The organism is Blautia sp. AF19-13LB, from assembly GCF_003479105.1.
GTDB lineage: Bacteria > Bacillota > Clostridia > Lachnospirales > Lachnospiraceae > Fusicatenibacter > Fusicatenibacter saccharivorans.
Window position 1 is genome coordinate 81,461 of sequence record NZ_QUGO01000007.1, and the last position, 26,369, is coordinate 107,829.

21 protein-coding genes are annotated in these 26,369 nt (G+C 48.2%); 1 reads left to right on the plus strand and 20 read right to left on the minus strand.

Annotation, left to right across the window (positions count from 1 at the left end):
- Positions 1-12: 12 nt before the first annotated feature.
- From DWX32_RS08735 to DWX32_RS08745, 3 genes are all read right to left on the minus strand, one after another.
- Positions 13-507, minus strand: a complete 495-nt coding sequence (locus DWX32_RS08735; RefSeq protein WP_118659656.1) for an HD domain-containing protein — start codon at positions 505-507, stop codon at positions 13-15.
- 153 nt (positions 508-660) lie between these two features.
- Entirely contained in the window at positions 661-1,536 is an 876-nt protein-coding gene (locus tag DWX32_RS08740) for a phosphoribosylaminoimidazolesuccinocarboxamide synthase (RefSeq protein ID WP_055217859.1), read from the minus strand.
- 290 nt (positions 1,537-1,826) lie between these two features.
- Positions 1,827-4,934, minus strand: a complete 3,108-nt coding sequence (locus tag DWX32_RS08745; RefSeq protein WP_158579563.1) for a glycoside hydrolase family 2 TIM barrel-domain containing protein — start codon at positions 4,932-4,934, stop codon at positions 1,827-1,829.
- Between the two features lie 226 nt (positions 4,935-5,160).
- Here DWX32_RS08745 and DWX32_RS08750 point away from each other — a divergent pair, with 226 nt between their 5' ends.
- Positions 5,161-6,030 carry an AraC family transcriptional regulator gene (locus DWX32_RS08750; protein WP_158579564.1) on the plus strand — a complete coding sequence of 290 codons (870 nt, stop codon included), beginning with the start codon at positions 5,161-5,163 and terminating at the stop codon, positions 6,028-6,030.
- Here DWX32_RS08750 and DWX32_RS08755 read toward each other — a convergent pair.
- The 17 genes from DWX32_RS08755 to rpmA form a co-directional block, all read right to left on the minus strand.
- Positions 6,016-6,552 (minus strand): nitroreductase family protein, encoded by a 537-nt coding sequence (locus DWX32_RS08755; RefSeq protein WP_117508939.1) that lies wholly within the window; start codon positions 6,550-6,552, stop codon positions 6,016-6,018. The two genes, DWX32_RS08750 and DWX32_RS08755, sit on opposite strands and share 15 nt — an antisense overlap.
- A gap of 20 nt (positions 6,553-6,572) precedes the next feature.
- Positions 6,573-7,109, minus strand: a complete 537-nt coding sequence (locus DWX32_RS08760) for a DUF3877 family protein (RefSeq protein ID WP_055266095.1) — start codon at positions 7,107-7,109, stop codon at positions 6,573-6,575.
- Positions 7,110-7,329: 220 nt separating this feature from the next.
- Entirely contained in the window at positions 7,330-12,177 is a 4,848-nt protein-coding gene (locus DWX32_RS08765; protein ID WP_118659662.1) for a penicillin-binding Tp47 domain C-containing protein, read from the minus strand.
- Positions 12,178-12,459: 282 nt separating this feature from the next.
- On the minus strand, positions 12,460-12,984 hold the full coding sequence (locus DWX32_RS08770; RefSeq protein WP_055266099.1) for a Gx transporter family protein: 525 nt from the start codon (positions 12,982-12,984) through the stop codon (positions 12,460-12,462).
- 30 nt (positions 12,985-13,014) lie between these two features.
- On the minus strand, positions 13,015-13,398 hold the full coding sequence (locus DWX32_RS08775) for a NusG domain II-containing protein (protein ID WP_117804978.1): 384 nt from the start codon (positions 13,396-13,398) through the stop codon (positions 13,015-13,017).
- 20 nt (positions 13,399-13,418) lie between these two features.
- Complete coding sequence (locus DWX32_RS08780) at positions 13,419-14,291, minus strand: 4Fe-4S binding protein (RefSeq protein WP_117761496.1); 873 nt, start codon at positions 14,289-14,291, stop codon at positions 13,419-13,421.
- Between the two features lies 1 nt (position 14,292).
- Positions 14,293-14,781, minus strand: coding sequence for an FMN-binding protein (locus tag DWX32_RS08785; RefSeq protein WP_055228158.1), 489 nt, complete (start codon positions 14,779-14,781; stop codon positions 14,293-14,295).
- Positions 14,782-14,793: 12 nt separating this feature from the next.
- Complete coding sequence (locus tag DWX32_RS08790; protein WP_117761495.1) at positions 14,794-16,833, minus strand: FMN-binding protein; 2,040 nt, start codon at positions 16,831-16,833, stop codon at positions 14,794-14,796.
- A gap of 2 nt (positions 16,834-16,835) precedes the next feature.
- Positions 16,836-17,999, minus strand: coding sequence for an FAD:protein FMN transferase (locus tag DWX32_RS08795; protein WP_117804979.1), 1,164 nt, complete (start codon positions 17,997-17,999; stop codon positions 16,836-16,838).
- Between the two features lie 246 nt (positions 18,000-18,245).
- Entirely contained in the window at positions 18,246-20,498 is a 2,253-nt protein-coding gene (gene pflB, locus DWX32_RS08800) for a formate C-acetyltransferase (RefSeq protein ID WP_117508947.1), read from the minus strand.
- Positions 20,499-20,693: 195 nt separating this feature from the next.
- Positions 20,694-22,574: a DUF5696 domain-containing protein gene (locus DWX32_RS08805; protein ID WP_055267920.1), complete on the minus strand. Its 1,881-nt coding sequence runs from the start codon at positions 22,572-22,574 to the stop codon at positions 20,694-20,696.
- Positions 22,575-22,690: 116 nt separating this feature from the next.
- A complete protein-coding gene (rsfS, locus tag DWX32_RS19830) occupies positions 22,691-23,044 on the minus strand; it encodes a ribosome silencing factor (protein ID WP_022462899.1) in 354 nt (117 codons plus the stop codon).
- Entirely contained in the window at positions 23,045-23,647 is a 603-nt protein-coding gene (yqeK, locus tag DWX32_RS19835; protein WP_117801121.1) for a bis(5'-nucleosyl)-tetraphosphatase (symmetrical) YqeK, read from the minus strand.
- Positions 23,648-23,659: 12 nt separating this feature from the next.
- Positions 23,660-24,280 (minus strand): nicotinate-nucleotide adenylyltransferase, encoded by a 621-nt coding sequence (gene nadD / locus DWX32_RS08815; protein WP_118640606.1) that lies wholly within the window; start codon positions 24,278-24,280, stop codon positions 23,660-23,662.
- A 67-nt stretch (positions 24,281-24,347) separates the two neighbouring features.
- Positions 24,348-24,641 carry a ribosome assembly RNA-binding protein YhbY gene (yhbY, locus tag DWX32_RS08820; RefSeq protein WP_022462902.1) on the minus strand — a complete coding sequence of 98 codons (294 nt, stop codon included), beginning with the start codon at positions 24,639-24,641 and terminating at the stop codon, positions 24,348-24,350.
- 28 nt (positions 24,642-24,669) lie between these two features.
- Entirely contained in the window at positions 24,670-25,968 is a 1,299-nt protein-coding gene (obgE, locus tag DWX32_RS08825; protein WP_022462903.1) for a GTPase ObgE, read from the minus strand.
- A 110-nt stretch (positions 25,969-26,078) separates the two neighbouring features.
- Positions 26,079-26,369 (minus strand): 50S ribosomal protein L27, encoded by a 291-nt coding sequence (gene rpmA / locus DWX32_RS08830; RefSeq protein ID WP_022462904.1) that lies wholly within the window; start codon positions 26,367-26,369, stop codon positions 26,079-26,081.

The following is a 26,369-nucleotide window of genomic DNA, read 5'->3' on the forward strand; positions in this document are numbered from 1 at the left end:
CACTTCATGACCTTATTCCTTCTCCAGAAACATACTCTTCAACAGATGCGTTCCCGCTTCCGTCCGAAATACTTTTCTGCAGAAATTTTCAATCGCCTGTTTTGAATATTCGCTCTCGCCGGCATTGACCAGAAAATCGGCTTCCAGCAGGATCTGGTAATCCATTCCCTCTACATTTGTATAGGTATGATGATGCGTAACCAGCCATGTGATGCGTTCGACATCCAGTTCTCCTGCCGGTACATCTTTGAAAAATCCTGCAACGAGCGGCGCACTTTCCTCTTCCTGATGCTTTCCGCTGGTATTTCCGTATTTTTCCCGACACAGCGGGCAGGCAATATCATGGACAACAGCTGCCATCTCCAGCGTTTCCTGTGTTTTTGGATCCAGTCCTTCCGCCTCGCCGATGTTCTTTGCAAAGGCCCATACCTTCAGAAAATGATAAATATCATGAATATTTCCCTTATAAAAATCTGTCATTTTTTCAATTGCAGCAGCAATTTTCATATCGTGTTTCCTCCTTCGCATCCTGTCTTTCTTCCCATTATATCACATGTTTCACGCATTTGAGTATCAGATTATCATCTGATCTTATCACAAAATATGCAAAAACAGGAGGCAGAACCTGCCTCCTGTAGCTTTTTAACACTATGATGTTCTTTATGCCAGCGGTTTTCCTGTCAGCATCTCATATGCCTGAAGATATTTCTCGATCGTCTTGTCTACGATTTCCTGCGGCAGAGTCCAGTCGTGGTTTCCATCGTTGGCTTTGAGCCAGTCGCGCGCGAACTGTTTGTCAAAAGATGGCTGACCATGGCCTGGTTCATAACCATCTGCAGGCCAGAAGCGGGAGCTGTCCGGAGTCAGCATCTCGTCGCCGATTACGATATTTCCGTTTTCATCAAGACCAAACTCAAATTTTGTGTCTGCAATGATAATGCCTTTGCTTAAAGCATAATCGGCACATTTTTTATACAGAGCGATGGTGTAGTCGCGAAGCTTCTCTGCATACTCGGCTCCTTTTCCCGGGAAGTATTTTTCCAGATGGGCGATGCTCTGCTCATAAGAGATATTTTCGTCATGATCTCCGATTTCAGCCTTTGTGGACGGAGTGTAGATTGGCTCAGGAAGCTTGTCAGATTCTTTTAATCCTTCCGGAAGCTCGATGCCACATACTTTTCCTGTTTTCTGATAGCTTGCCCAGCCGCTTCCGGTAATGTAGCCGCGGACAATGCACTCGATAGGAAGCATTTCCAGCTTACGGCACATCATGCTGTTTCCGTCAAATTTCTCCTGCTGGAAAAATTCCGGCATGTCTTTTACGTCTACAGAGATCATATGATTCGGAAGGATGTCTTCTGTCAGATCGAACCAGAATTTGGACATCTGGGTCAGAACGGTACCTTTTTTTGTTACCACATTGTTCAGAATGACATCAAAACAGCTAATACGGTCGGTTGCTACCATGATCAGGCTGTCGCCGTTATCATAAATCTCGCGTACCTTACCCTCTTTGATTGGCTTTAATTCTTTCATCATGAATACCTCTTCTTTTCGTATAGGATAGTGAACGGAATTACACCCGATCCGGTGAAATTCCTTTGACACCTTTACCCTACACCACTCCTTATAAATTGTCAAGTATTTATTATTAACGCTACTAAATAAAACAGGCAAAATGATTGCTGCTCCGGTGCGCAAAAAAGTGCTTCAGGCGTGTGCAGTTCTCCTTTTGCGAAGCAAAACTTTTCATGATGGCTGCGAATGAGCAAATAAAATCGGCCGTCTGCCTTCCGAAAAATAAACAGTTGGCCGATTTCTTTCTTTTATGCGAAATGGAAACGGAACGTATAGCTATATCTTCCCTTGCATACGCGATATTCCGGATGGATGTTTTTCGTCCAGCCGGTATCTCCGCCAAGGCCTGCGTGTGCTGCATCCAGGATCAGCCAGGTTCCTGTCGTATGCTCCGGAAGTTCTTCCTCATATGCGGCTTTTCGATATTCTGCCATAGAATATGGAAGCGCACTGAAATGGAAATCATCACTGCCTACAATCTGAACGGTATGTGTTCCATCTGAAAGAACGGCAAATCGCGTATCCTCATGGCCACCGCATTCGCACGGTACTGCAAACGGAACGTGCTGTTCTGCTACAGAAGATGTATAAAGTCCAATCAGTGCTGCGTCTTTTCGGTCTGCATACGTCTCCCAGGGACCTTTTCCATACCAGCTGAGCGTATCAAACGCTGCAGGAAGGCAGAACGACTGTCCGACTCTTGCGATGGTCTCAAGGCCGCTGTTGTTTGTTACTTCGTTTTTCAGCTCCATTCCCTCACTGCCGATGCGATACAGAGTATGAGCGGTAAAGAGTACTGCGTTGTCCGGCTCCGCGGTATAGGAAGCCTGCACTTCAAGAAGCACCTGATTTCCGGCACTGACAGCCGATACTGACTGTACTTCCTTTTTCAGACGATCCAGACCTTCCGCGCGCCAGATATCATCGTAATCACTTTCATGGGTTCCCTCATCAATACCGGTTGGGGCACGGTAAAATTCATCTTTTCCGCCGGTCATAAAAGAAACGCTCTTTGCCTGATATCTGGTAAATTCACCTGTCTTTTTATCAAAGATAATTTCGGTCTCTTCGCCGGTGATGCGAACATGATTTTCATCCTCCGATACGGTCAGTGGTTTCCCGACAATCGTTTTCTCGTCTGCCAGATAAACACCTGAAGTAACCGGAATCTGACGGCGGTATAGTTCTGTTCCCGCCGGTGCATAGAAGGTATCTTGGGCAAGCTCAACGTAATAATTTACATACGCCTCGCCATGCAGTTTCGCCGGAAGCTCCGGAAGCGGAAGCGTCTCTGTTGTTCCGGCTGCCGTGTAAAATGTCGGATAGCTGCCTTTGGCAAGCGTTTCGCCGTTCTGCACAATTTCATAACGCACCTGCAGATGAGAAAGATCGAGGGTATGGTAGCGGTTTGCCAGCACCCATATAGTTTCGCCGGTATATGGATTTTTCACCTGCTCAATCGTAACCGGGGACTGGCCGTTTCTCACCTCATAGGCGCCCGGTTTATAGGAAAGATCGGCAAAGACAACACCATTCAGACACATATCCGGAACCGGATCGGTCACATCCTCTCCGAACGCTCCGCCGTAGCCGTATTTGATATTTCCGTCCTCCTCGTGGATCGCAATCGCCTTGTCCGCGAAATCCCAGATAAAGCCGCCCTGGAAACGCGGGTATTTATTGACATAGTCCCAGAACTCCCTGAAGTTTCCGTTGCTGTTGCTCTTTGCATACGCATATTCGCACATGATGAACGGGCGGAGATCGGAATCGTCTGCCATCACATCCTCAAGCCAGCTCATCGTCGGATACATTGGGCAGATAACGTCGGAAATATTACTCTTTGGGTTGCCGGACTCATACTGAACGTATCTTGTCTTGTCGTATTCGCGGATCCAGCCGTGCATCGCGGCATGATTCGCCCCGGCACCGGATTCATTTCCAAGGGACCACAAGACGATGGAAGGATGGTTTTTATCACGCAGTACCATACGGGTTGCACGCTCCAGATAAGCGGCTGTCCACTCAGCGGATGCACTGAGCTGTCCGCCGTAACCGTGCGTCTCAAGATTTGTCTCATCGACAAGGTAAATGCCAAGCTCGTCACACAGATCATACCATTTCACGGAATTCGGATAATGGCTGGTACGAACAGCGTTGAAATTCAGGCGTTTCATCACAGCAATTTCTTTTCGCATCTGCTCCTCAGAAACGGTACGTCCCGTCTCGGCGCAAAAATCGTGGCGGTCAACACCTCGGATCACAAGGCGTTTGCCATTCAGGGTCAGAACACCGCGGCTGTTGATTTCCACCTGACGGAAGCCGACCTTGCAGCTCTCGATATCAACCGTCTCATTCTCTTTGTTCTGTAGCTCGACAACGAGGGTGTAAAGTGTCGGAGTCTCTGCAGTCCAGAGTGCCGGGTTCTCTACCGGAGCAGTAACGGTTGCGATGAATTTCGGCATCAGATAGAAGCCGCACTCAGCAAACGGTCTCGAATCCATCTCGGTTACTTTGTTCTGTTCTGCATCATACAGCGTCACTTTGGCATGATACTCGCCGTACAGCGGTTTGGAGTTGTCCGGCCAGATCGTGACAGAAAGGGTAGCTTTCGTGTAATCCGGGTGTGTGAACAGTGTCTCTGCCTTATAGTCCAGGATGTGCTGCACCGGTTTCGATACGAGGCGGACATCGCGGTAGATACCGGACAGATGCCAGTAATCCTGATCTTCCAGGTAAGTACCGTCACAGTAGCGCATTACCTGTACGGCGAGGGTGTTCGTTCCCTCCTGCACATATTCAGTGATGTCAAATTCCGCGTTCACTTTGCTGTCCTGGGAATACCCCACCTGTTTTCCGTTGACCCAGAGATAGAAGCAGGACTCCACACCGCCGAAATCGATGAGAAGCTGTCGGCCGATATAGTCTGTTGGAACCTCGAAGGTTCTGAAATAGCAGCCAGTCAGATTTTTCTCCGGTACGTACGGCGCATTCAGCTCGTAGGTGCCTTCGATAATCTCGATCTCAAATGCTTCGCCGTTTGCCTCCCGTTTGAACGGATACAGCATATTGGTGTAAACCGGCTTTCCATATCCCTGCAATTCCCAGTTGGACGGCACCGGAATCGTATCCCATGCTGCGTGATCGAAATTCTCTTCATAAAATGCTTCCACCGCTTCCGGTGACGGATACATTTTGAATTTCCAGTCTCCGTTCAGATCCATTACAAAGCGGGACGCGTTCCGATTTCCGGCGAGCGCCTGCTCTACCGTCTCATACGCACCGTACGGCGTATGCATCGGATAACGATTTTTCTGCGTTATATACTGATTTTCCCAGTCTCTTGTCTGTCTCATGTTCTTGAAACCCTCCTTGTCTTTGCTTTCGCATTTTCCGACTGCCTCTCTTCTTTTTATCCAGATTGGTGTTCCTTTTTTGCTTTCCTGTGATATAATACATCTGTGGATTTTCAAAAGATTCATGCAGTTATCTTATGATTCAGTATAAAACACTGCACGCGGATGAGAAATAGTTGATCTGGTGTTTCTTTTATCCAAAATGGGAAAGCAAAGGAGAAGTCGTATGATACCGGAATATCTGCTTGCAAAAATAGAAAAGAGCGATGTTATCTATCGCTGTATTGGAAATGAAATGAAGAACGGGATTCTGGCGTGCGGTTTTATGCGGAAAGAGACAGCGGACCGCTCGCAGTATCATTTTTCGAACGAGTATTACAGCTGTTTCGTGCTGCTGCGCGGGAGCGGGGAATATATTGCCGAGGACGGCACCTCCTATCCGCTGCAGGCGGGAAGTCTGGTCCAGCGTCTGCCGGGTGTGCCGCATTCCACACGCGTAGACCCCGATGGGAAATGGCTGGAATTTTTTATTTCGATTGGGAAACCGTTTTTTGATTTTTTCTGCTCGCTTTCGGTTCTGAACCGGGAGCCGGTGTTAAAGGCAGAGCTGCTTCCCGGCGATCTCGAGCGGTATCAGAAGCTTCTGCAGTCGTTAAAGGCCACACCGGACAGTCTGCTGCCTTTGCGGATTCCGGAGATGGAAAAAGAGATTCTGCGAATGTACGGCTACCATGCGCACCGGGTGAATCTGCAGCGGGATCCGATCGAGGCCGCCTGCGATATGCTCTCGCAGAATCTTGATGAAGAAATTTCTCTCGAAGAGCTTGCCCGGTCACTCCAGATCGGTTATGAGACGTTTCGAAAAGTATTTAAAAAACAGACCGGCGTCTCTCCTGCACGGTACCGCACCAGGAAGAGAATGGAGCAGGCCCGTATTCTTCTCGAGGGCGGCGTACCGATGAAGGAAATTGCCGGTCTTGTCGGATATGGCGATGTCTATGCGTTCAGCAAGCAGTTTTCCCGGTTCTTTGGATTCCCGCCTGGAAAGTACCGCGCACGTCTTCACACGGATGCGCCGGATTTAGAACAGTTTTAAGATATCGTCCACGGTTTTACGTTTCGGCTTGTCCGGGTTAATGGCACGGTAGCCGACAGCAATGACAGCACCAAGGAGCTCATTCTCCGGAATGGAGAGGGCTTCACGGATAGCTTTCTCATCACGGATTCCCATAATCAGAGTATCAAGGCCGAGTTCTCTTGCGCGCAGGATCAGGTTTTCGTCATGCAGGCCAAGATCGTAATAGCCCCAGCCGTTTCCGACTTCATTGTCCGGTGTTCCGTCCTGCGTGAAGCCGGAGCGGTCTTTTACGAATGCTGTTACGACAAGTGCGGCTCCCTTTGAACTCTTCTGATTGAATTCTGGAAGGCATTTTGCGGAAAATTCTTCGACTTTCTCCGGTGTTACAAGGGCATAGTACCGTGTTGTCTGTGAGTTTTTCCAGGATGGTGCCTGAATCGCTGCCTGTACGATCTCCTGGATCTGCTCTGCGGTTACGTGTTTCTCCGGATCAAACGCGCGGATGCTTCTTCTTTCTTCCAGCAGTTTTGTAAATTCCATGGTGTATATCCTCCTTTTATTTATAAAGCCTCGTAATCTTCCCGTGAAAAACGGTGATACGTCAGGCCGAATTCATTTTCTTCGACACAGTAACAGTATTCATCTACAGACGGGTCTGAAAAAGAAAATACATGGCCCATCTCATGCTCCTCGGATGCGTTTTCTTCCACGGTAGTATGCATTTTCTCTGCATAGGAAGAAAAGCAGTTTCGAACCTGTTCCATTGTGTTTCCAGGCGTTGTGATCACCTGCAGAAGGTTCTGCAGGAGCTCCGGAACAGGAATTTTCCGCTCGATATAAGAACATCCCTCCTCCGGGATTTCCATGCAGTAGCGGTCCTTGACCGCTGAAATCGCAAGTGTTCCAAGACGCGGCTGTACTTCCTTACAGAACGCGGCAAGTGCCGCATCCAGGTCTTCTGTTTCGTCTAAAGAAAGGGAACGGCGCAGGGACTCCGCCGGGTAGTAGAGCTTCATCGTACCGCCCTCATAGCCGATCTTCACCTGCCATTCCCGAATCGTATCGGTAATATGTTTTTCCAACAGTTTTGCTGTCATGTTTTCTAAGTCACCTCCATTGTGCTGCATGTGCAAAAAACACAGTATTATTATCGCACGAATTGGGCATTGTGTGAACACTTAATTTTTTGTTTTTTACAAAAAGAAAAGAATCACTTTTTTACTCCTCGAAACGGCAGAAACCTCCGCCAGAAAAGCTGGAACAGAGGTTTCTGTGATTTCTTATGTCAGAAGAATTTCTCAGTTATTTCGTTCTGAATTACTCTTCGTCTTCGTTTTTCTTTCTGCCGCGGAGTTTGAATCCAAGTCCGCCGGCACCAAGAGATGCAACTGCCATGCTTACCCATCCCCAGATGTTGGTAGCATCACCGGTCTTTGCATTATCGCTCTTCTTGGAAGTAGAAGTATTGGATACTTTATTACTTGCAAGCGGAGTAGATGTTGCTTTCGGGGTGCTTGTCGGGGTCTTCGTCGGCTGCGTCGTAGGTATTGTGGTAGGAGCAGTCGTCGGGGTTGTGGTTGGTGCTGTTGTAGGTGTAACCGTCGGAGTCTCAGTTGGGGTTACGGTCGGGGTTTCCGTCGGGGTAACAGTCGGAGTCTCGGTCGGGGTTACGGTTGGGGTCTCTGTAGGAGTAGGAGTCGGCTCTTCTGCTGATTTCTTCCAGGTGAAGCTAAGATCCTGATATCCCAGTGAAGAAACTGTAATTTCAAAGGAATCGCCCTCTGCGAACGGTGCTGCATCTGTCTTTAAGGAACCATCCTCATTGAACAGTACAACAGCTCCTCTTCCGCTTGCTGCATATGCTTTTCCATTTACAGTAACAGAGGTAATGTTCTTCAGATAATCTGCAAACTCTTCATCTGTTGCATCCCCGTTCTTAAACAGACCCGGTGTTGTCGTATCTTCGTTAAATGCTGCCGGCATCTCTTCCGTGTAAAGGATAAAGTCTGCGGAAAGATCTGCATATTTACCATTCTTATCGCTGACAGTCAATGTATAAGAACCTTTCTCTGCATTCTTGAAGTACAGAGTATCACCGGACACGGTTCCCGTCAGACCTTCTACTGTATAGACAGCATCGTAATCATCCGGCAGGCCTTCCAGTTTAACAGAAGCATTTCCAGATGTGACAGACGCATTTTCTACAGAAAATTCATATGCAAACTTAACCGGTACATATACATCTGCGTCGACTTCGTAAATTCCCTTGCTGGTGTAATAGGTAATTTTGTTGATGGTCTGTCCCATCATGCTCTTGTAATGTTCCGAGGAGGTCGGGCAGTTATGAACGCTTGTCGTAAATCCAGTGCTCCATGCCAGCTCAGACACTCTCCAGATATTCTCCAGATGACGCATTCCGTAATCGTTGCCCTCTTTTGTGCTGACAACAACACCATATACGGTATCTTCGCCTGCTTTGATGGTATCAGTAAGACCATCCAGATCCAGCTGATAATCACCGTATTTGCTGTTAGTGGAGAGCTCTGCCGTTACATTTTCCAGCTTTGCTGCCTCGGTTCCCTGAACAGCACCAAAGGTTACATTGCCGTCTGCATCTACAGATGCTTCTTTGTAATAAGACGGAACCTCATGTAAAGTGTAATATGCATAGCTTGCATTCTCATACAGTGCATCTTTTCCGGTATACGTTGTGGTGGATGTTTGTCCACGGTTGGTAACGGTGATTTCTACAGAATCCTCATCTGTCACTTTCGTGTATTTGCTCAGATCCATATCCTCTGTTACTTTTACTGGGAAGGTGATACCTGTAATATCGCTTCCGTCTGCATTCACATGGTAAGATCCGCCGGAAAGTGAGGCTGTTCTTGTTTTGTTCTTGGTTGCGGAAGTAAATGCATCTACTGGAATATCGTTATGAACCTCTGCCTGATAGAACTCAGCATACGGAATGTTCATTAATACATACTGGGACTGAAGTGCTTCGATTGCTGCATTCAGATGCTCTGTTGCTTCGTCTACGGTTCCCTGGCTCTGTTTTTTCTCCAATGCTTCTTTTGCTTCTGCCAGTTCTGTCTGCATATTATTCCAGGAAGTTTCCGTGTAAAGCTCTTTATTCAGTGTATCTGCCTTTGCAATTGCCTCTTCCAGTGCTGCTGTGCTCTCTACCGGATCAGCTCCTACAATATTCGCTTTAGTTGCTTCAAAAGTGTAGGAAGCATCTGCATAGCCAAGTGCATGAATCGTAATCTTCCAATAACCGGTTCCATCCGTTCCCTCCGGTAAAGTGCAGCGCAGGGAATCGGTAAGGCCAAGCTGAATTCCCATTACTTTATGCATCCAGTTATCTGCTGCGAATTTTGTTCCATACGTTGCTTTTGCATTCGTATAAGTGGAATCATCACCGTAATAAGTCCAGGTTACGGTCTGCAGATTAGCAGCCAGATCGCCGTAATTTCCCGTTAAATCTACGCGAAGGAATTCTCCATAAGAACCTTTGGCTTCTTTCACGGTCAGTCCTACGGTCTCAGCATCCGGAGCTGTCTTCAGCGCCTGATCTTTGATTCCGGATTCACTTCCTGTTGTTCTTGCAGAGAAGGAGAAGCTTCCATCTGCATTTTTCACTGCTATCTTCAGACCGTTTGTGTTTTCTGTTACATCTGCAACCAGGCCTGTATAGCTCTGCAGTTTATTTTCAGAAAATCCACCGGAAAGTGTTCCGCCGTTTTCTACCACAACATACTTTTTGCAGAAATCTTCGTAATCATCTTCCGAAACTTTTACAGGCACATATTTCAGACCTTTTACTTCATAATGATCAATCTGGCTCTTATCGTAAGTTACGGTCTCGCCGTTGGTCAGAACTGCCGTGGTTGCTGCGGTATAATATGCCACATCATAGGTTGTGCCATCTTTCATGTAGATAGTCGCTGCGCACTGGAAGCTTCCTCTGTGCAGTCCATGGTTTGTGGTCGCACGGGTTACAACATCAAAAGCGCCTTTATCACTTTCTTTGCGACTGTCAGTTTCATCCGAACCAGCGTCGCTTCCTGCCGCCTGAACTCCTTCTGCTGCCCAATACTCAGCCCAGGTAAGACCTGCATATACATATTTATATGTTGTTTCTTTCTTCTCATAAGTAAAGGAAAGCGTCTTGTAACCTGTTGCAGTTACTTCGATTTCAAATTTATTTCCTTCTGCAAAAGCGGCAGCTGTCAGATCAAGCGTACCGTCTTCTTTGATCAGAATTATTTTCCGTTTTCCAGTTGCTGCATATTCTTTTCCATTTACTTTTACCGAAGTGATGTTCTTGATATAATCAGCAAAGTCATCTTCTGATGCATTCTCTGCTTTTACAAGCGCCGGAGCACTTCCTTTTTCGTTGTAAGCAGCCGGCATTGCATCTGTATACAGAGTAAAGCTCTGTGTCAGATCTGCATAAACACCTTTTTTATCATGAATCGTCAGAGTATACATTCCTTTTTTCGCATTTGCGGAATAAGAAATGGTATTTCCGTCTACTGCAAATCCATCCAGACCATCTACGGAATATTCTGCATCATAATCAGCCGGAAGTCCGGTTACGGTCATCGTTGTCTTTCCAGTGGAAAGAGAAGCGTCTTCTACGGATACACTTGCCTCAAATTTTGTTGGAACAAAAATATCATTCACCGGAATCGTGTAGATTCCTTTGCTGGTATAATAAGTAACCTTATTGATATGCTGTCCCATCATGCTCTTGTAATGTGCAGAAGAAGTCGGGCATCCATGCACCTGTGTTGTAAATCCAGTTGACCATGCCAGCTCTGTTCCGCGCCAGATATTTTCCACATGACGCATACCATAGTCATTGCCTTCTTTTGTGCTGACAATAACACCATAGATCTGATCGGTTCCAACATCAATCGTGTTCTCCAGTCCGTCGAGATCCAGCTGATAATCTCCATATCTTGATTCAGTCATAAATTCCGGAGATACATTGGTCAGTTCAATTGCAGTTCCAACTGTTTTTCCAAAAGAAAGAGAGCCATCTGCATTTACCGTTGCTTCTTTGTAGTAAGAAGGTGCTTCGCTTAATACATAATATGCATAGTCTGAGTTTTCAAATAAGGCGTCTTTTCCAGTGTATGTCTGTGTAGATGTCTGACCACGGTTTGTTACTGTAATACTTACAGAGTCAGAATCTGTTACTTTCTTAAATTTGGAAAGATCCACTCCTGTTACTTTAACCGGGAAGGTAATTCCATTGATTGCACTTCCATCTGCATTGGTATGATAAGAACCACCGGCAAGAGTGGCTGTTCTTGTTTTGCTCTTCGTTGCGGAAGAAAATACATCCACTGGAACAGAGTTGTTTACATCTGCAGCATAAAATTCATCATACGGAATGTTCATCAGAACGTAAGCCACCTGCTCAGTTGGAGTCTCGGTCGGGGTCGCCGTTGGGGTTGCGGTTGGCGTTGCTGTCGGGGTCGCCGTCGGAGTCGGTGCTTTAACAAGGCCTTTTACTGCAGTATTCAGCGCATCTTTCGCGGTATCAACAGCGCTCTGGGATTCTTTTGCAGAAAGAGCAGATTTTGCTGCGGTAAGAGCAGTCTGGACAGCTTTCCAGGAGTCTGCGGTGTAGTCAGCTTCCTTTAATGCTTCGGCATCTGCGATTGCTTTTTCAAGTGCTGTGGTGTCTACTGCTTCTGGAGTCGGGGTTGCTTTTTGGGTTGCTGCAAGAGCCGCGGTTTTTACTGCATTCGAAGTTCTGGTTGCACCCGATACAATATCCCATCCTTCAATGTTTTCAATCGTTGCATCTTTTCCAAGAAGTTTCGTTTTGAATCCTTTGCTGTTTGTAGCTGCTTTTTTAAAATATGTAGCATTTTCTGTATTGTATCCAGAACCAGGTGTTACTGCAATATCAGAAAACTTACCGTCTGCAACTGTGATTTTGACATTAACGTCATATTCATCCCATGCATTCTCATCCTCATCGTCTTCTGCAGTTCTGGTAACATGAGCCGTAGACTCATAAGTGCCATCTGCCAGCACGCCACTTGTAGCATCCGCCAGTGCGGTTCCCGGGAGCAGGCTCATGGTCATGGAAGCTGCCATTACGGCTGCTAATGATTTTTTCTGAAGTTCTTTTCTTTTGATCATAACTTCCTCCTTTTTCCTTTTCCACAGTTTTGCAGGAAAAACAGGGGCAAAACTGTCCTTCATTATTATATTAGTTTTCACTAATCAATAATTGTTTTAACTAACCGTAGATTATTCTACTAATTTTTGATCGTTTTGTCTAACTCTTAACTGATTATTTTTTCTCAAAAGAGGCACAGATTCTGCTTATTGAGTATTTTTACTATTTAATGATCCGATACTGTGAAGTTTGTGGGATGATTTTCGTTCCCACACAGAAAAAATTCCGTAGATATGGAGTTTTCACCGCGAAGAACTCTTTCGTCCATCGCGTTTTACCGCAGAAAGAATGCGGTCCGAAAGGATTCCGATCAGCATTCCGGTGATGACTCCGGCCACGAGAAGCGCCGGCAGATAATAGAACAGTTTGCGGTTCTGCACCACGAGAGCCGCCACGCAGATCTGCGCGACATTGTGCGTCACGCCTCCTGCAATACTTACGCCGGTGATACTAAAGCCCTTGATGTGTTTCAGCAGAAGCATCACAAGAAAGCTCAAAAGCCCGCCGGCAAGGCTGTAAAGGATGGACATTCCATTTCCGAACAGATACCCCATCAGAAGAATGCGGGCGACGGAAATCATCAGGACTTCCCCTGCCGGAAGGAAAAAGAGGCCGACGACTACAACCAGATTGGCAATGCCGAGTTTGATTCCAGGAACACCGAGGTTGATCGGGATCAGTACCTCCACATAACTGAAGATCATGGCAAGTGCCATCAGCATGGCGCATAAGGCAATTTTTCTGCTTGCAGTGCGGCTGTCTCTCATAAATTCCAATTCCTTTCTTCTAAGCTGGTATTATTTTACAATCACATCCGGCGCATCGTCGGCGTCGTCCGTTGTGGATCCGTCACTTTCTACCTCCGCAACCAGCTTATGCGGCAGGCACACGATCGTCTCATTTACCTGGGAAATCGTACCCTGTCTTTTGCAGTAGCCGTCCGGGCAGTCAGCTTCTTCCATATGGGCACTTCCGTTTTCGATCACCAGGACATTCGTTCCGTGACCCGTCTGAATTTTCACGGTCTGATTTTCTGCGAGTGAATACGTTCCGTAGACCTCGCCGTCCACCGTGACTTTCATGGTATTTCCATTTTCCGTTTTCGGCAGCCGAAGTGCCAGGGCAAGGATTCCAGCCAAGAGCAGAACGGCGCCTGCCAGAATCAGATCTTTTTTCTTCATATAGTTTTCCTTATTCTGAATCAGATGCCAGCCCATAACAGCAGTGTCAGCAGGAATACAGCACGGAACAGCGTAAAGAGGATTTCATTTCCGTGAAATTCCTTTACCCCGCAGCGGATATTACCTTTCGGACACGTATCAATACATTTCTGGCACTGGAAACAGTCGCCGGAGATCTCCACGTATCCATCGGATGGCAGTTCCACCGCTGACGGGCACTGTCTCGTGCAGGCGCTGCAGCCGCGGATGCAGTTTTCGCGTTTCCGGTGCAGAGTAAAGAACGGCAGGATCGGAAGCAGAGAAAAGACAGCTCCCATTGGGCACAGGAAACGGCAGAAAAAGCGCTCCTCAAAGAACATGCCGACCAGGATCAGCACCAGAAGAACAATGCCTGGAATATAAGAGGAAAGTCGGAAATTTCCCGCATGCAGCATGGAAAAGACATCCCACGGGCTTGTTCCTCTTGCTTTCTGATAAACTCCTGCAAAGCAGCAAAGAGCAATCAGAAGCAGAATGCCGTATTTGACCAGCGCCAGTTTTTTTGCCAGCTCCGGTTTGATGCATCTGGGCTTCTTTTTACGTTTCTTACAGATTATACCATAAATTGCGTGCATTGCATCCCCCAGACTTCCAAAAGCGCATGCAAAACCGCAGAAAAATCTGCCGAAAACAATCGTAAATGCACAGACAAGAAGCAGAGCCGACACAAACGCGGTCATCTCAATTTTTTCACCCTGTCCAAGCTGCGTAAAAATGTATTTCACTCCGTTAAATGCAGCGGTAAATACTGACGGAAGAAACAGGAAATATAAAAGCTGGATTCCGGCACGCAGGCAGGAAACGATCTGTTTTCTCTTCTTTGCCGGTAATGTGGATAGATCTAAATTTTTCATGTTATTTCTCCGCCTTTTCTATTGCTTCCTGCGCCGCATTTCTGATACCGGTGGAGCTGAATGTTGCTCCGCTGATCGTATCAACATCGGCGGACTGTGCCTCAATAATCTTTGGAATGATCGCCTCCGCGTTTGACAGATACGCACTGTCCTCGCCGTCGGCGGATGTGATGGCAAGATCGGTAATCTGGCCGCCCTCTACGGTTACTTCAACTGCAATGGTGCCGCCGAAGCCGTCAGCTTCACCGTCATACGTACCGTCCACGTACTGCCCTTCTGCTTCTGCTGCTTCACTTGCGGCCGTATCCGCCGTGTTGGATGCAGCTGCTGCGGCCTGCAGATTTTCCTTCTGAAGCTGGGTCGTCTCAAGCTCTGCCGAGAGCCGCGCGATCTGATCCTCTTTGTCTCTTTTATCGAGTACGGTATTGTAGCCGATCAGAACAGCAGCAATGACAGCGACATTCAAAAAACGAACAATCAATTGTCTCATCTGTTTTCCCCTTTATTGCGTTACTTTCGCAGCATCCAGCGCATTCCGGCATGCCTCAAGAATGGCTTTTGAGGAGCAGGTTGCACGGGAAACGGTGTCGATGTTTTCAAGCGTTCCGGTTTCCAGAATCTGAGCGGAAACGCCTTTGATTTTGGAGGTTCCTTCGGATGCGCGGCGGATGTAGGAGGCATTCTGACTGTCTCCGTCACCGGTGATGTTGCTTAACGCTACGATTTTATCGTTTTCAATTGTTACCGTCACAGAAAGCTGATAAGCGGTAAAATCTTCATCTTCATCCGGCTCGCAGACGGCAATCGCTGTGTATTCGCCGTCCTGATAGATCTTTTGTTCCGGAGTTTCCGTCGGGGTTGGTGTTGGCGTCTCAGTTGGCTCCGGGATTTCGGTCGGGGTTGGTGTTTCCGTCGGTGTCGGGGTTGGATTTTTCTTTTCCTCAGTTACGCGTTCTGCCTCTTTTAAAGCTTCCTCGATTGCCGCAAGAATTCCCCTGGAGCTGTAGGTTGCGCCGGAAACGGTGTCAACTTCCAGTGTCTGGTTTTTCACAACGTCCTTTGCTGTCTGTTTTGCGCGTTTTAAGAATGCTTCGTCATCTTCACTCTCGGTCACGAGAATTGCCTTGATCGTCTCATCCTGAATGACAACTGCCGTTGTAATGTCTCCCAGATAGCCCTCGCCGGTTCCGTAGTAAATGCCTTCCTCGTATGGGAATTTTCCTTCCGGAATCGTTGTGGTTCCGCCGCTGCTCGTTCCGTTATCCGGAACGGTCTCGCCGTTTGTTGCCTTCTTCGCATTTTCCAGCGCCTGTTTTACTGCGTTCTGGATGCCGCGGGAGCTGTACGTTGCGCCGGATACGAGATCCACATCGGTTTTCTGTCCGTCTACGATGCGGTCCGCTACGACTTTGGCACGGTTGAAGAATGTCTCGTCATCTTCGTTTTCCAGAATCAGTACCGCTTTGATCGTCTGATCCTGCAGGGCTACCGCCACTTTGATGTCTCCCTGGAAACCGGCGGCCGTGCCGTAATAAATTCCGTCCTGATAAGGGAAACTTCCCTTGGATGCAGACGAATTGTTATTGTTCTGATTATTATTCTGGCTGTTGTTTCCGTTGTTTGTATTGCTCTGGCTTCCTCCGTTTGTACTGGAAGACCCGTTCACTGCCGCCTGACTTAAGGCACTCCGCACAGCTTCAATAATACCGCGGGAGCTGTATGTCGCGCCGGAGACCGTATCCACATTCGTACTCTGTGTTGAGATAATCGTCGAAATCAGAGAGGAAGCACTGGAAAGGTAGCTTGGCGTATCGCTGTTTTCCACAATATCAATCGAAGCAATTTTTCCGCCGCTGACAACAACGCAGACTTTCATTGTGCCGCCAAATCCTGTTCCGGTTCCGTAATACGTTCCATCCCGGTAGGCAGCCGGTTCTTCGATTTTAGATACTGTAACGGTTCCGCCGGCAGAGGCTCCGCCGCCTGCCGCTCCTGATGCGGATGCCGGTTCTGAAGTGTCCTCCTGACCGGTCAGTGCATTTTTCACGGCTGCAAGGATACCTTTTGAACTGAAAGTTGCACCGGAAACCGTGTCCACATCCACACTCTGGGATGCGATGATACGGTCGATAACTCCCTTCGCACGGTTCAGGAAAGCTGCGTCCTCGCCGGGAGCGCTTACAATCGAGATCGACTGAATCGTTTTGTCTTTCAATACGACAGAGACTGTAATCGTACCGCCAAAACCTGTTCCGCTTCCTTCGTACGTTCCGTCCGCCAGCTCAAAGCTGCCGGAACCGACGGCTGCGACAAGTTCTGCTTCGGTATCGGTTGTCTTTTTGGTATCGTCCTTCTTTTTTGTATCATCTTTCTTTTCCGCTGCATCGGTATCCTGTTCCGGCTCCGGTGTCACCAGTGCCTCCGGCTGCTCTACGGCGTAAACCGGTGCAGTGTAGCCGTTCAGCGAAATACCGGCACAGGCTGCTACGATAACTGCCGCGAGAGCCGGTGCAAATGCTGTCAGTTTTTTCCATTTTCCCATGGTTATGTATCACCGTCTTTCCTGATAATGTTTGTCTCGTGATCGGATGTGAAATCGTCAGCAATTCCTTCGGTTACATACAGAACGCCGTCCGCATCCTCCAGAATGGTGTCAAATTCATCGCTGTGTGCACGCCAGTATTCGGCCGCCTTGTCCTTCCCCATGATGAAAAGAGAAGTAGAAAGGCCATCCGCCAGTGTTCCGTCAGCACTTACGATCGTCACCGACACCAGACCGTTATTTGCCGGATGACCGGTCGATGGATCGATGATGTGATGATATTTCATGCCGTCCTGTTCGAAATACCGCTCATAGCCGCCAGAAGTAATAACCGCCCGGTTGGCCGTCGAGAGAATGCCGAGATAATCATCCTCTGCCTCCGGACTCTGCACGGCAACGCGCCATTTACTGCCGTCCGTTTTCGTGCCGACAACCTGAACGTTTCCGCCGAGGTTGATGAGCCCGCTCGTCACACCGCATTCCCGGTAAATATCGGCGATTCTGCCGGAGGTATAGCCCTTTGCGATTCCGCCGAAGTCAATTTTCATGCCGTCCTTGGCAAAGCTGATGGATGCGCTGTCCTTGTCGTATAGGATATCATTGGCATCGGTCAGCGGAAGGAGGCTTTCGATCGTCTCATCCGAAGGAATCGTATAATTTCCGGTTGTAAAACCCCAGGCGTCCATGATCGGATAAATTGCGATGTCGAAAACGCCGTTTGTGCTGTCATACAGATCCAGCGAGCGTTCCAGCAGATAGGTGGTATCCTCCGATAAGGTTCCGCCGCCGTTTGCATTGATCTGCGCTACTTCACTCGTCTTCTCTCCGGTCGACAGAAGTGCATCCAGCCGCTCAATCTCCTGCTGCGCCTGATCCACCGCCGTTTCTGCATTCGGACCATAGGCAGTGACCGTCATGTACGTATCCATCGCAAAAATATCTCGGCTGCTCGATGCATCTGCGGCATCGGAAGAAGCTGTGGATGATGCGGATTTCTGCGTGGAATTCTCTTCCGAAGCGTCAGAACTGCTCGAAGACTCCGAAACAGACGCCGGCTGTGTCTGACTTTCACTGCTCTCCGGCTGCGCTGCTGTCCCCGCACCGGAACATCCGCCGACCGTCATCACCATGGCAAGACAAAATGCTGCAACAATTTTCTTTTTCATAAATAAAACTCCATTTTTTCTTATGTTAGGAAATCCTAACTTTGGTATTATAACATTAACTCGTAACTTACGCTATGAATTACTTGATAAAAGTTTTTCAATTAGCGTTCTGCATCTGATAAATTTTCTCATTTTATGTACTCTAAATCAAGTGGATTTTACTGGAATTCAAGCAGCGATATACAAAAAGCCCCCACAGCCGCATTGCTGCGGCCGCGGGGGCTTTAGAAATAACATTTTCAGAAATTACATATGATCGTGGCAGGTACGTGCAATTACGTCCATCTGCTGCTCTTTTGTCAGGTCGATGAATTTAACTGCATAGCCGGATACACGGATTGTGAAGTTTGCATACTCCGGTTTCTCCGGGTGCTCCATTGCGTCGATCAGTTTTTCGGTTCCGAATACGTTTACGTTCAGGTGATGTGCACCCTGCTCGAAGTATCCGTCCAGAACGTGTACCAGGTTCTCGGTACGCTCTTCGTCGTTGTGGCCAAGTGCGCCCGGGTTGATGGTCTGGGTGTTGGAGATTCCGTCCAGAGCGTCCTCATACGGCAGTTTTGCTACAGAGTTCAGGGAAGCAAGAAGTCCGCTCTTCTCTGCGCCGTAAGACGGGTTAGCTCCCGGAGACAGAGGCTCACCGGCTTTTCTTCCGTCCGGCAGAGAACCAGTTGCTTTACCATATACAACGTTGGAAGTAATGGTAAGGATAGAGGTAGTCGGCTCAGAATCACGATAGGTATGGCAGTATTTCAGTTTGTCCATGAAGGTACGAAGCAGCCATACAGCGATCTCGTCTGCTCTGTCATCGTCGTTGCCGTATCTTGGGAAGTCGCCGGTTGTCTCGAAGTCAACAGCCATTCCTTCTTCGTCACGGATAACTTTAACTTTAGCGTATTTGATTGCGCTTAAGGAGTCTACTACGTGAGAGAATCCTGCGATACCGGTTGCAAAGGTACGTCTTACATCGGTGTCGATCAGAGCCATCTCTGCTGCCTCATAGTAGTATTTGTCATGCATGTAGTGGATCATGTTCAGAGTTCCAACGTACAGATGAGCCAGCCAGTCCATCATAACGTCGTATTTCTTCATAACCTCATCATAGTCCAGATACTCAGCAGTGATCGGCTGATATTCCGGAGCAACCTGCTGTTTTGTCTTCTCGTCTTTACCGCCGTTGATCGCGTACAGAAGGCATTTTGCAAGGTTTGCACGAGCGCCGAAGAACTGTATCTCCTTACCGGTCTCGGTAGCAGATACACAGCAGCAGATGGAGTAATCATCGCCCCATACCGGACGCATTACATCATCGTTCTCATACTGGATGGAGCTTGTCTGTACAGAAATATGAGCTGCATATTTCTTGAAAGCTTCCGGAAGATTCTCAGAGTACAGAACAGTAAGGTTCGGCTCTGGGGACGGTCCCATGTTTTCCAGTGTATGCAGGAAACGGAAATCGTTCTTTGTAACGATAGAACGTCCGTCGATTCCCATACCGGCAACTTCCAGAGTAGCCCATACCGGGTCACCGGAGAACAGCTGATTGTAAGACGGAATTCTTGCGAATTTAACCATACGGAATTTCATTACCAGATGGTCGATCAGCTCCTGAGCCTCTTTCTCGGTCAGGATTCCTTTTTCGATATCTCTTTCGATGTAGATGTCAAGGAAAGTAGATACACGGCCAACGCTCATTGCAGCACCGTTCTGAGTTTTGATAGCTGCAAGGTATCCGAAGTACAGCCACTGAACAGCTTCTCTTGCGTTCTTAGCCGGCTCGGAAATGTCATAGCCATAGGACTGTGCCATAACTTTCATATCCTGCAGTGCTCTGACCTGGTCAGCGATCTCTTCTCTTAACTGGAAGTCACCACGACGCATTCCCTGACGATTTGTTGCAGCGAAGTCTGCTTTTTTGCGCTCGATCAGGTAATCAATACCGTACAGAGCAACACGACGGTAGTCGCCTACGATACGGCCACGGCCATAGGTATCCGGCAGACCGGTCAGGATTTTATTATGACGGGCTTTCATCATCTCTGGTGTGTAGATGTCGAATACACCCTGGTTATGTGTTTTGTGATATTTAGTGAAAATTTCATGAAGCTTCTCACTTGGTTTGTAGCCGTAAGTCTCGCAGGACTGCTCAGCCATTTTAATTCCACCATACGGCATAAATGCACGTTTCAGCGGTTTGTCTGTCTGAAGACCAACTACCTGCTCCAGATCTTTCATGCTGTCATCGATATATGCTGCGCCGTAAGCTGTGATTCCGCTTACAACGTCTGTCTCCATATCCAGAACGCCGCCTTTTGCACGCTCTTCTTTCTGGAGTTCCTGTAATTTGCCCCACAGACGGTCTGTAGCCTCTGTTGGTCCCTCCAGGAATTTCTCATCTCCGTCATATGGAGTATAGTTGTTCTGAATAAAGTCACGTACGTCGATGCCTTCTTTCCAGAGTCTTCCGGTAAAGCCATCCCACTGTTCAAATTCTCTCATTTGCTTTGTTCCTTTCTGGTGTTATTTTGTTTCGTCACGCTCCGGCATCTTCTTTGCACCGGGCATGAACACCTCCGCATGCATAATATAACAAATCTCTGCTTTCCGCGCAAGATATGCACTTGAAAAAATACAAGGAAAACCACAAAATCTTGTATTTTTATAAGAACAAAATCTACATGTGGCGCTTTTCTTTTATGCCCCGTATCCGATTTCATATATCTGCTCTGCAAAGTCACAAATAACATATGTTCCATCGGAAAATTCACTCTTCTGTACGCTTCCGTCCACCGTCATACACTCGTGGCGTACCAGTTCCAGGAGTGCCGTTTTTTCATGCAGCTCCGTTACAACGCGGCATCTTTCTGTCATCTCTTCCAGACTGATTTTCTCCCCGTCAAATGCACCATCTGTATTCGGATATGCGCCGTCCCGTACAAGATACGGTGCACCGCCTGCAAGAAGCGCATACAGCATATAGTCCTCGTCTTTTGAAACACGGTCCATCATCCACGGCTCGATCACACAGTCATGATACACAAGATTAAAGAGCGGCACCGGGATTCCTTTTTTCGGTGTCTCTGCCGGGCGCAGCATAAAGTCGTACGGCGCATAATGGCAGAATACCAGATACGGAACGGCCCAGTCGCTGACCTCCTCGGAGCTTGAGAGAATCCCCTGTGATAGCAGCCAGGAGAAGCAGTTTCCGCGGTACGTATAGCAGTCTCTTCTCGTCATCACATGCTCCGGATTTGCGCACTCGTCGCCCTCGTTGCACGTAAACACATCGAGGTATGCACCGTCAAGCCGGATTCCGTTTTTCTTCAGCTCGGCAAAATTCCGTTTCACATAGAACGGTGCCTGCGTTGCACAGAGATAGCTCTGCGGTCCGCCCGCCCAGTAACTGTGTCCCGGTATCGTTCTATCCGGAAGGCGGCAGGCATAATTTTCATCGTAGCTCGGCGCTGCATGGTAATAATCGCGGTACTGGTCGTGAATACCGAATTTGTAGCCGAAATCATGCATCGTATCGACAAGCGATTTCATGTCTTCCCATCCGCCGGCCGCTTGGCATGCCGGTGTGTAGTCCGGATGCTGGTTGTCATACCCCGGTTCTGCCCAGCCGTCCAGATGAAGATAGACTTTCTCTACGCCGAGATCATGAATTTCGCGGATCTGCTGTTCGCGCACGGAAAACGGCACTACGCGGTTATTTTTCTCCGGATTCTGCGGATCGAAAAAGCCGGACTCCGGCTGCACAACCGTCTTGATTCCCGTATGAACAAAACACGTTCCCACAAGATCGTGAATGGACGGATTCTGTACTGCCTTTTCTTTCAAAGTGCGCAGATGGCCCTGTTCCCGTACATACTGACGGTATGTTTTGCAGAGGTCGTTATAATCGCAGTTATTTAAAAACGTATAACGGAATACGCGGCGGTAATTCATTGTTCCAAGGCTTGGCTCCAGCCATGCCCCCACGCTGGTATACGGGCCGCCTGCCGGGTGCTCTGCCTGATAACCGACGTTCCACGGTGTTGTACAGATCGCTGTATAGCCGCATCTTTCCTTCACCTGGCCAAACCACGGCATATAGCCGCCGGAGGTCTCAAATCTGCCGTCAAACGAAAGCTTTCCAAGTTCCGTCTTCCAGGTATTCGGAATCAGAAGTCCCTGTCCCTCGGTAAGGAGTGTATACCAGTCATCGCGCCCGTTTGTAAACTCCATTGCCGTCGGCCACAGCACCTTTACCGGATGCAGTCCCTCCTCGCAGAGCGGAATCCACTCCATCCAAAATGTTTCATCCACAGCTTCGATCCAGATAATCGTCTCGAAGGCATACGGTGTTCCCGCAAATCCCGCATAACGGCTCCGGATGCCGCATCCGACGCCGAAGGAATAGACCTCATGGGAAATCTCCTCTGCATCCAGGAAACGGTATGTTCCCTCTGCAAAAATCAGTTCCGGTGTCTTTTTCGGATCCGTATTCCAGACAACGCCGTCTTTTTCGATCCTAAGTCCCAGCGTCTCTTCATCGAGCATCACAGCAAGCGATCCGCTTTCTATTTTTTTCATCGTGTGATATTCCCCTTTTTCTTTATCATATGCGTTCCAAACACCAGAAAGGCGCAGAGAACCCGTCCGCCTTTCTCTGCACGGTTCCGGATTTTCTGCGCCTTTTTCCACCTAACTTACATAATCTCTTCTTTTTCTACGACTTTACCGTCTCTCCAAATTCTCTCCAGATCGTAGAACAGGCGGTTCTCCTCATCAAAGATGTGGATGACAACATCGCCGTAGTCCATCAGAATCCAGTTTGCGGTCTGATAGCCTTCGATCTGTTTTGGATGTACGCCGGCCTTTCCGAGTACCTCCTCCACGTTGTCTGCCATTGCCTGCACCTGGTTACGGTTGCTTCCGCTGGCGATCATGAAATAATCTGCCAGGGTAGAAACATGGGTAATGTCCAGAATGCGGACATCCATTGCTTTTTTATCTTCCAGTGCTTCCAGTGCAAGTTTTGCAGTCTGTTTTGCTTCGCTCATTTATACTTCCTCCTTTGCCGTCCGTTCCCGGTGCAGTGCCTCATAGAACTGATATGCCTGCTCCGTCATCGGGTCCATCGTCTTCGGGTTTTCCGACAGATACGCCATACTGTCTTTTAAAATTTCATACATGCATTCGTCGATATCGGTGAATGCCAGCTTCCGAAGGCGGGTAAGATGAGGCGCCTTGTTTCGTGCCGGCTCGATATAATCTGCGATATAGATGATCTTCTCCAGCAATGTCATATCTTCTTTTCCTGTCGTATGCCAGGTGATGGCGCTTAAGATCTCCGGATCTTCCACCTTATACTTGTCCTTCGCCAGAAATGCACCGAGCTTGGCATGGATCAAAAACGGATTGTTCCGCTCAAACTCAGTGATTTCAATCTTATTTTTCTCACACATGGTGATTTTTTTCTTATTCGGAATGCATTTTGCACAGTCGTGAAGCAGTCCCGCGACACGGGCTTTTTCGAGATCCTCGCCCCATACCATCGCCATGGATGATGCGGTAAACATCACACCGAGCGTGTGATGATAGCGGTCTTCATCGACTTCCTTCTGGAGTTTTTTGTCCAGTTTCCATAAATCGTACTGTTCCATCCTGCTCTTCCTCTAATCCTGATAGATTTTCTGCTCCTGAATGTAGGAAATCACAGAATCCGGCAGATAGTATTTCACGGATTTTCCTTCCCGGATCCATTCCCGCAGTTCGTGGGAAGAAACATCCAGATTCGGTGTGTCGAGTTTCAGAAAGGTACCGTGAAGTTTTTCTGCATTTCGTTCCATACAGGCCAGAAGCTCTTCCTCTTTTGCCAGATCCCTGGTCGCCACAAGGATCTTTGCCGCGGCGCAGATCCGCTCTGGATTTTTCCACTCATCAAAATAGAACAGGGAATCCGCTCCAATGATAAAGTAAAACTCCGTGCCCGGATGTTCCTTCCGCATCGCCTCAAGCGTCCGATAACTGTAGGTATAGCCCTCATCTTTCATCTCTTTGGTGCAGAGCACAAAATGCGGATTGGATGCGATGGCACGGCGCACCATCTCGACACGCTGTGCATCCTTTGCCTGTCCCGCCCGGTTCCGCTTATGTGGCGGATTTCCGGCCGGAAGAAACCAGACTTCATCAAGCCCGAACTGCTCGTACGCCGCCTCGCCAAGGATCAGATGACCGATATGAATGGGATCGAATGTGCCTCCCATAATGCCAATTTTTCTGTTTTTCTTTTCCATACGTTTTCCTCAAAAAGCGCCGGAACTGCAGCGGTATGCTCCGGTCCCGGCGGTTCTTTCCTGCGGATTATTTCGGAAGCTGAATTTTCTTTTTCTCTTTTTTGCCCTCTTTGTACAGCACGATCTTTTTGCCGATCACCTGTACGACCTGGGAATTGGTGCGTTCTGCCAGAACTTCTGCGATCTCTCTTGGATCATCGAGGCAGTTCTGCAGTACATTGATTTTAATTAGTTCTCTCGCCTCAAGTGCCTCTGCTACAGCAGCGGTATGCTCCGGCGTGATGCTGCTTTTTCCTACCTGCAGGATCGGTTCCATGGTCATGGCAAGGCCTTTCAGGTATGCTCTCTGCTTGCTGGTCATACGTCTCCTCCTTCGTTATTTATTCGTTCTATTTATAATAATCAAATTCAAATCCATACATCTTGACGGTATCGCCTTCCTGGATGCCGGCCTGCTCGAGTTCGTCTAAGATACCGGTATCTTTTAAGAACCGCTGGAAGAAAGCAAAACCTTTCTCGGAATCCAGATTGGTGTAGCCGAGCATTTTCTCGATCTTCGGTCCCTCGATGATGAAGCGGTGCTCGTCCTCCGGGTCCTGCTCGACGGTGTACGGCAGGTTCTCGGCAAGAAGCATATCCTCCGGGAAGAATTCCTGCTCGAAGACCATACGCTCTTTCGGAAGCTCATCGAGTTTTTTCTGTACGGCATATAAAAGCTCTTTTAAGCCTTTTCCGCTGACGGCAGAAATCGGATAAACCGGGATGCCTTTCGGCTCGAACTCTTTTTTCAGACGTTCCACCGGATCCTCTTCGCCCTCTTCTACATAGATCGCATCGGTCTTATTGGCCGCGATGATCTGCGGGCGTTTTGCGATCTCCGGGTTATAGGCTTCGAGCTCTTTGTTGATCTTGTTGATATCATCCACCGGATCTCTTCCCTCGGTCGATGCAACGTCTACTACATGGATCATCACGCGGGTTCTCTCGATGTGGCGCAGGAATTCATGGCCGAGGCCGACTCCTTCCGATGCACCCTCGATCAGTCCCGGGATATCTGCGATAACAAATCCGCTGCAGCCCTCAAGGTCTACGACACCGAGGTTCGGGGAAAGTGTGGTAAAGTGATAATTTGCAATTTTCGGTTCTGCATTTGTCACGCGGGAAAGCAGGGTCGATTTTCCAACGTTCGGGAAACCGACGAGTCCGACGTCCGCGATGACTTTCAGTTCCATTCTTACTTCCAGCTCCTGTGCCGGCTGGCCTGGCTGGGCGTATTTCGGAACCTGCATGGTAGCGGTTGCGTAATGCATATTTCCGTTTCCACCTTTTCCGCCTTTTAATACAACCTGACGGCGGTTTTCACCGGACATATCTGCGATGACTTTTCCGCTCGCAGCGTCCATAATGACGGTTCCTTCCGGTACTTTCAGGACAATATCTGCGCCGTTTCCGCCATGGCATCTGCGTTTTCCGCCCGGCTCGCCGTCGGTAGCAGAAAACTTTCTTCTGTGGCGGTAATCAACCAGTGTATTCAGTCCTTCGTCAACTTCAAAAATAACGTCTCCGCCTTTGCCGCCATCGCCGCCGTCCGGCCCGCCGTTCGGTACAAAAAGCTCTCTGCGGAAACTGACATGTCCGTCTCCGCCCTTACCGGAGCGGATCAGAATTTTTGCTCTGTCTGCAAACATGGTATTCTCCTGTCTTGTTTTATCTAAATCCCAATCGGTCTGCTGGACCTTTAATTATTATTAACAAAAACGGCTTCAAACCTCTTAAGATTTGAAGCCGCACCTTTGTCTTACTCTTCTGTTGCTACCGGATATACGGAAACCTGTTTTTTGTCACGTCCTTTTCTTTCGAAAGCTACGCGTCCGTCAACCATAGCGAATAAGGTATCGTCTTTTCCGATTCCTACGTTCACGCCTGGATGAATCTTGGTTCCACGCTGTCTGTAAAGAATGTTTCCAGCCTTTACAACCTGTCCGTCAGCTCTTTTTGCTCCTAATCTCTTGGACTCGGAATCTCTACCGTTCTTGGTAGAACCAACTCCTTTTTTATGAGCGAAAATCTGAAGGTTCATATTTAACAT

Excerpts from the sequence above, each read along its gene's own strand:
- DWX32_RS08735 (WP_118659656.1), bottom strand. The coding sequence starts at position 507 with ATGAAAATTGCTGCTGCAATTGAAAAAATGACAGATTTTTATAAGGGA.
- DWX32_RS08740 (WP_055217859.1), bottom strand. The coding sequence starts at position 1,536 with ATGAAAGAATTAAAGCCAATCAAAGAGGGTAAGGTACGCGAGATTTAT.
- DWX32_RS08745 (WP_158579563.1), bottom strand. The coding sequence starts at position 4,934 with ATGAGACAGACAAGAGACTGGGAAAATCAGTATATAACGCAGAAAAAT.
- DWX32_RS08750 (WP_158579564.1), top strand. The coding sequence starts at position 5,161 with ATGATACCGGAATATCTGCTTGCAAAAATAGAAAAGAGCGATGTTATC.
- DWX32_RS08755 (WP_117508939.1), bottom strand. The coding sequence starts at position 6,552 with ATGGAATTTACAAAACTGCTGGAAGAAAGAAGAAGCATCCGCGCGTTT.
- DWX32_RS08760 (WP_055266095.1), bottom strand. The coding sequence starts at position 7,109 with ATGACAGCAAAACTGTTGGAAAAACATATTACCGATACGATTCGGGAA.
- DWX32_RS08765 (WP_118659662.1), bottom strand. The coding sequence starts at position 12,177 with ATGATCAAAAGAAAAGAACTTCAGAAAAAATCATTAGCAGCCGTAATG.
- DWX32_RS08770 (WP_055266099.1), bottom strand. The coding sequence starts at position 12,984 with ATGAGAGACAGCCGCACTGCAAGCAGAAAAATTGCCTTATGCGCCATG.
- DWX32_RS08775 (WP_117804978.1), bottom strand. The coding sequence starts at position 13,398 with ATGAAGAAAAAAGATCTGATTCTGGCAGGCGCCGTTCTGCTCTTGGCT.
- DWX32_RS08780 (WP_117761496.1), bottom strand. The coding sequence starts at position 14,291 with ATGAAAAATTTAGATCTATCCACATTACCGGCAAAGAAGAGAAAACAG.
- DWX32_RS08785 (WP_055228158.1), bottom strand. The coding sequence starts at position 14,781 with ATGAGACAATTGATTGTTCGTTTTTTGAATGTCGCTGTCATTGCTGCT.
- DWX32_RS08790 (WP_117761495.1), bottom strand. The coding sequence starts at position 16,833 with ATGGGAAAATGGAAAAAACTGACAGCATTTGCACCGGCTCTCGCGGCA.
- DWX32_RS08795 (WP_117804979.1), bottom strand. The coding sequence starts at position 17,999 with ATGAAAAAGAAAATTGTTGCAGCATTTTGTCTTGCCATGGTGATGACG.
- pflB (WP_117508947.1), bottom strand. The coding sequence starts at position 20,498 with ATGAGAGAATTTGAACAGTGGGATGGCTTTACCGGAAGACTCTGGAAA.
- DWX32_RS08805 (WP_055267920.1), bottom strand. The coding sequence starts at position 22,574 with ATGAAAAAAATAGAAAGCGGATCGCTTGCTGTGATGCTCGATGAAGAG.
- rsfS (WP_022462899.1), bottom strand. The coding sequence starts at position 23,044 with ATGAGCGAAGCAAAACAGACTGCAAAACTTGCACTGGAAGCACTGGAA.
- yqeK (WP_117801121.1), bottom strand. The coding sequence starts at position 23,647 with ATGGAACAGTACGATTTATGGAAACTGGACAAAAAACTCCAGAAGGAA.
- nadD (WP_118640606.1), bottom strand. The coding sequence starts at position 24,280 with ATGGAAAAGAAAAACAGAAAAATTGGCATTATGGGAGGCACATTCGAT.
- yhbY (WP_022462902.1), bottom strand. The coding sequence starts at position 24,641 with ATGACCAGCAAGCAGAGAGCATACCTGAAAGGCCTTGCCATGACCATG.
- obgE (WP_022462903.1), bottom strand. The coding sequence starts at position 25,968 with ATGTTTGCAGACAGAGCAAAAATTCTGATCCGCTCCGGTAAGGGCGGA.
- rpmA (WP_022462904.1), bottom strand. The coding sequence starts at position 26,369 with ATGTTAAATATGAACCTTCAGATTTTCGCTCATAAAAAAGGAGTTGGT.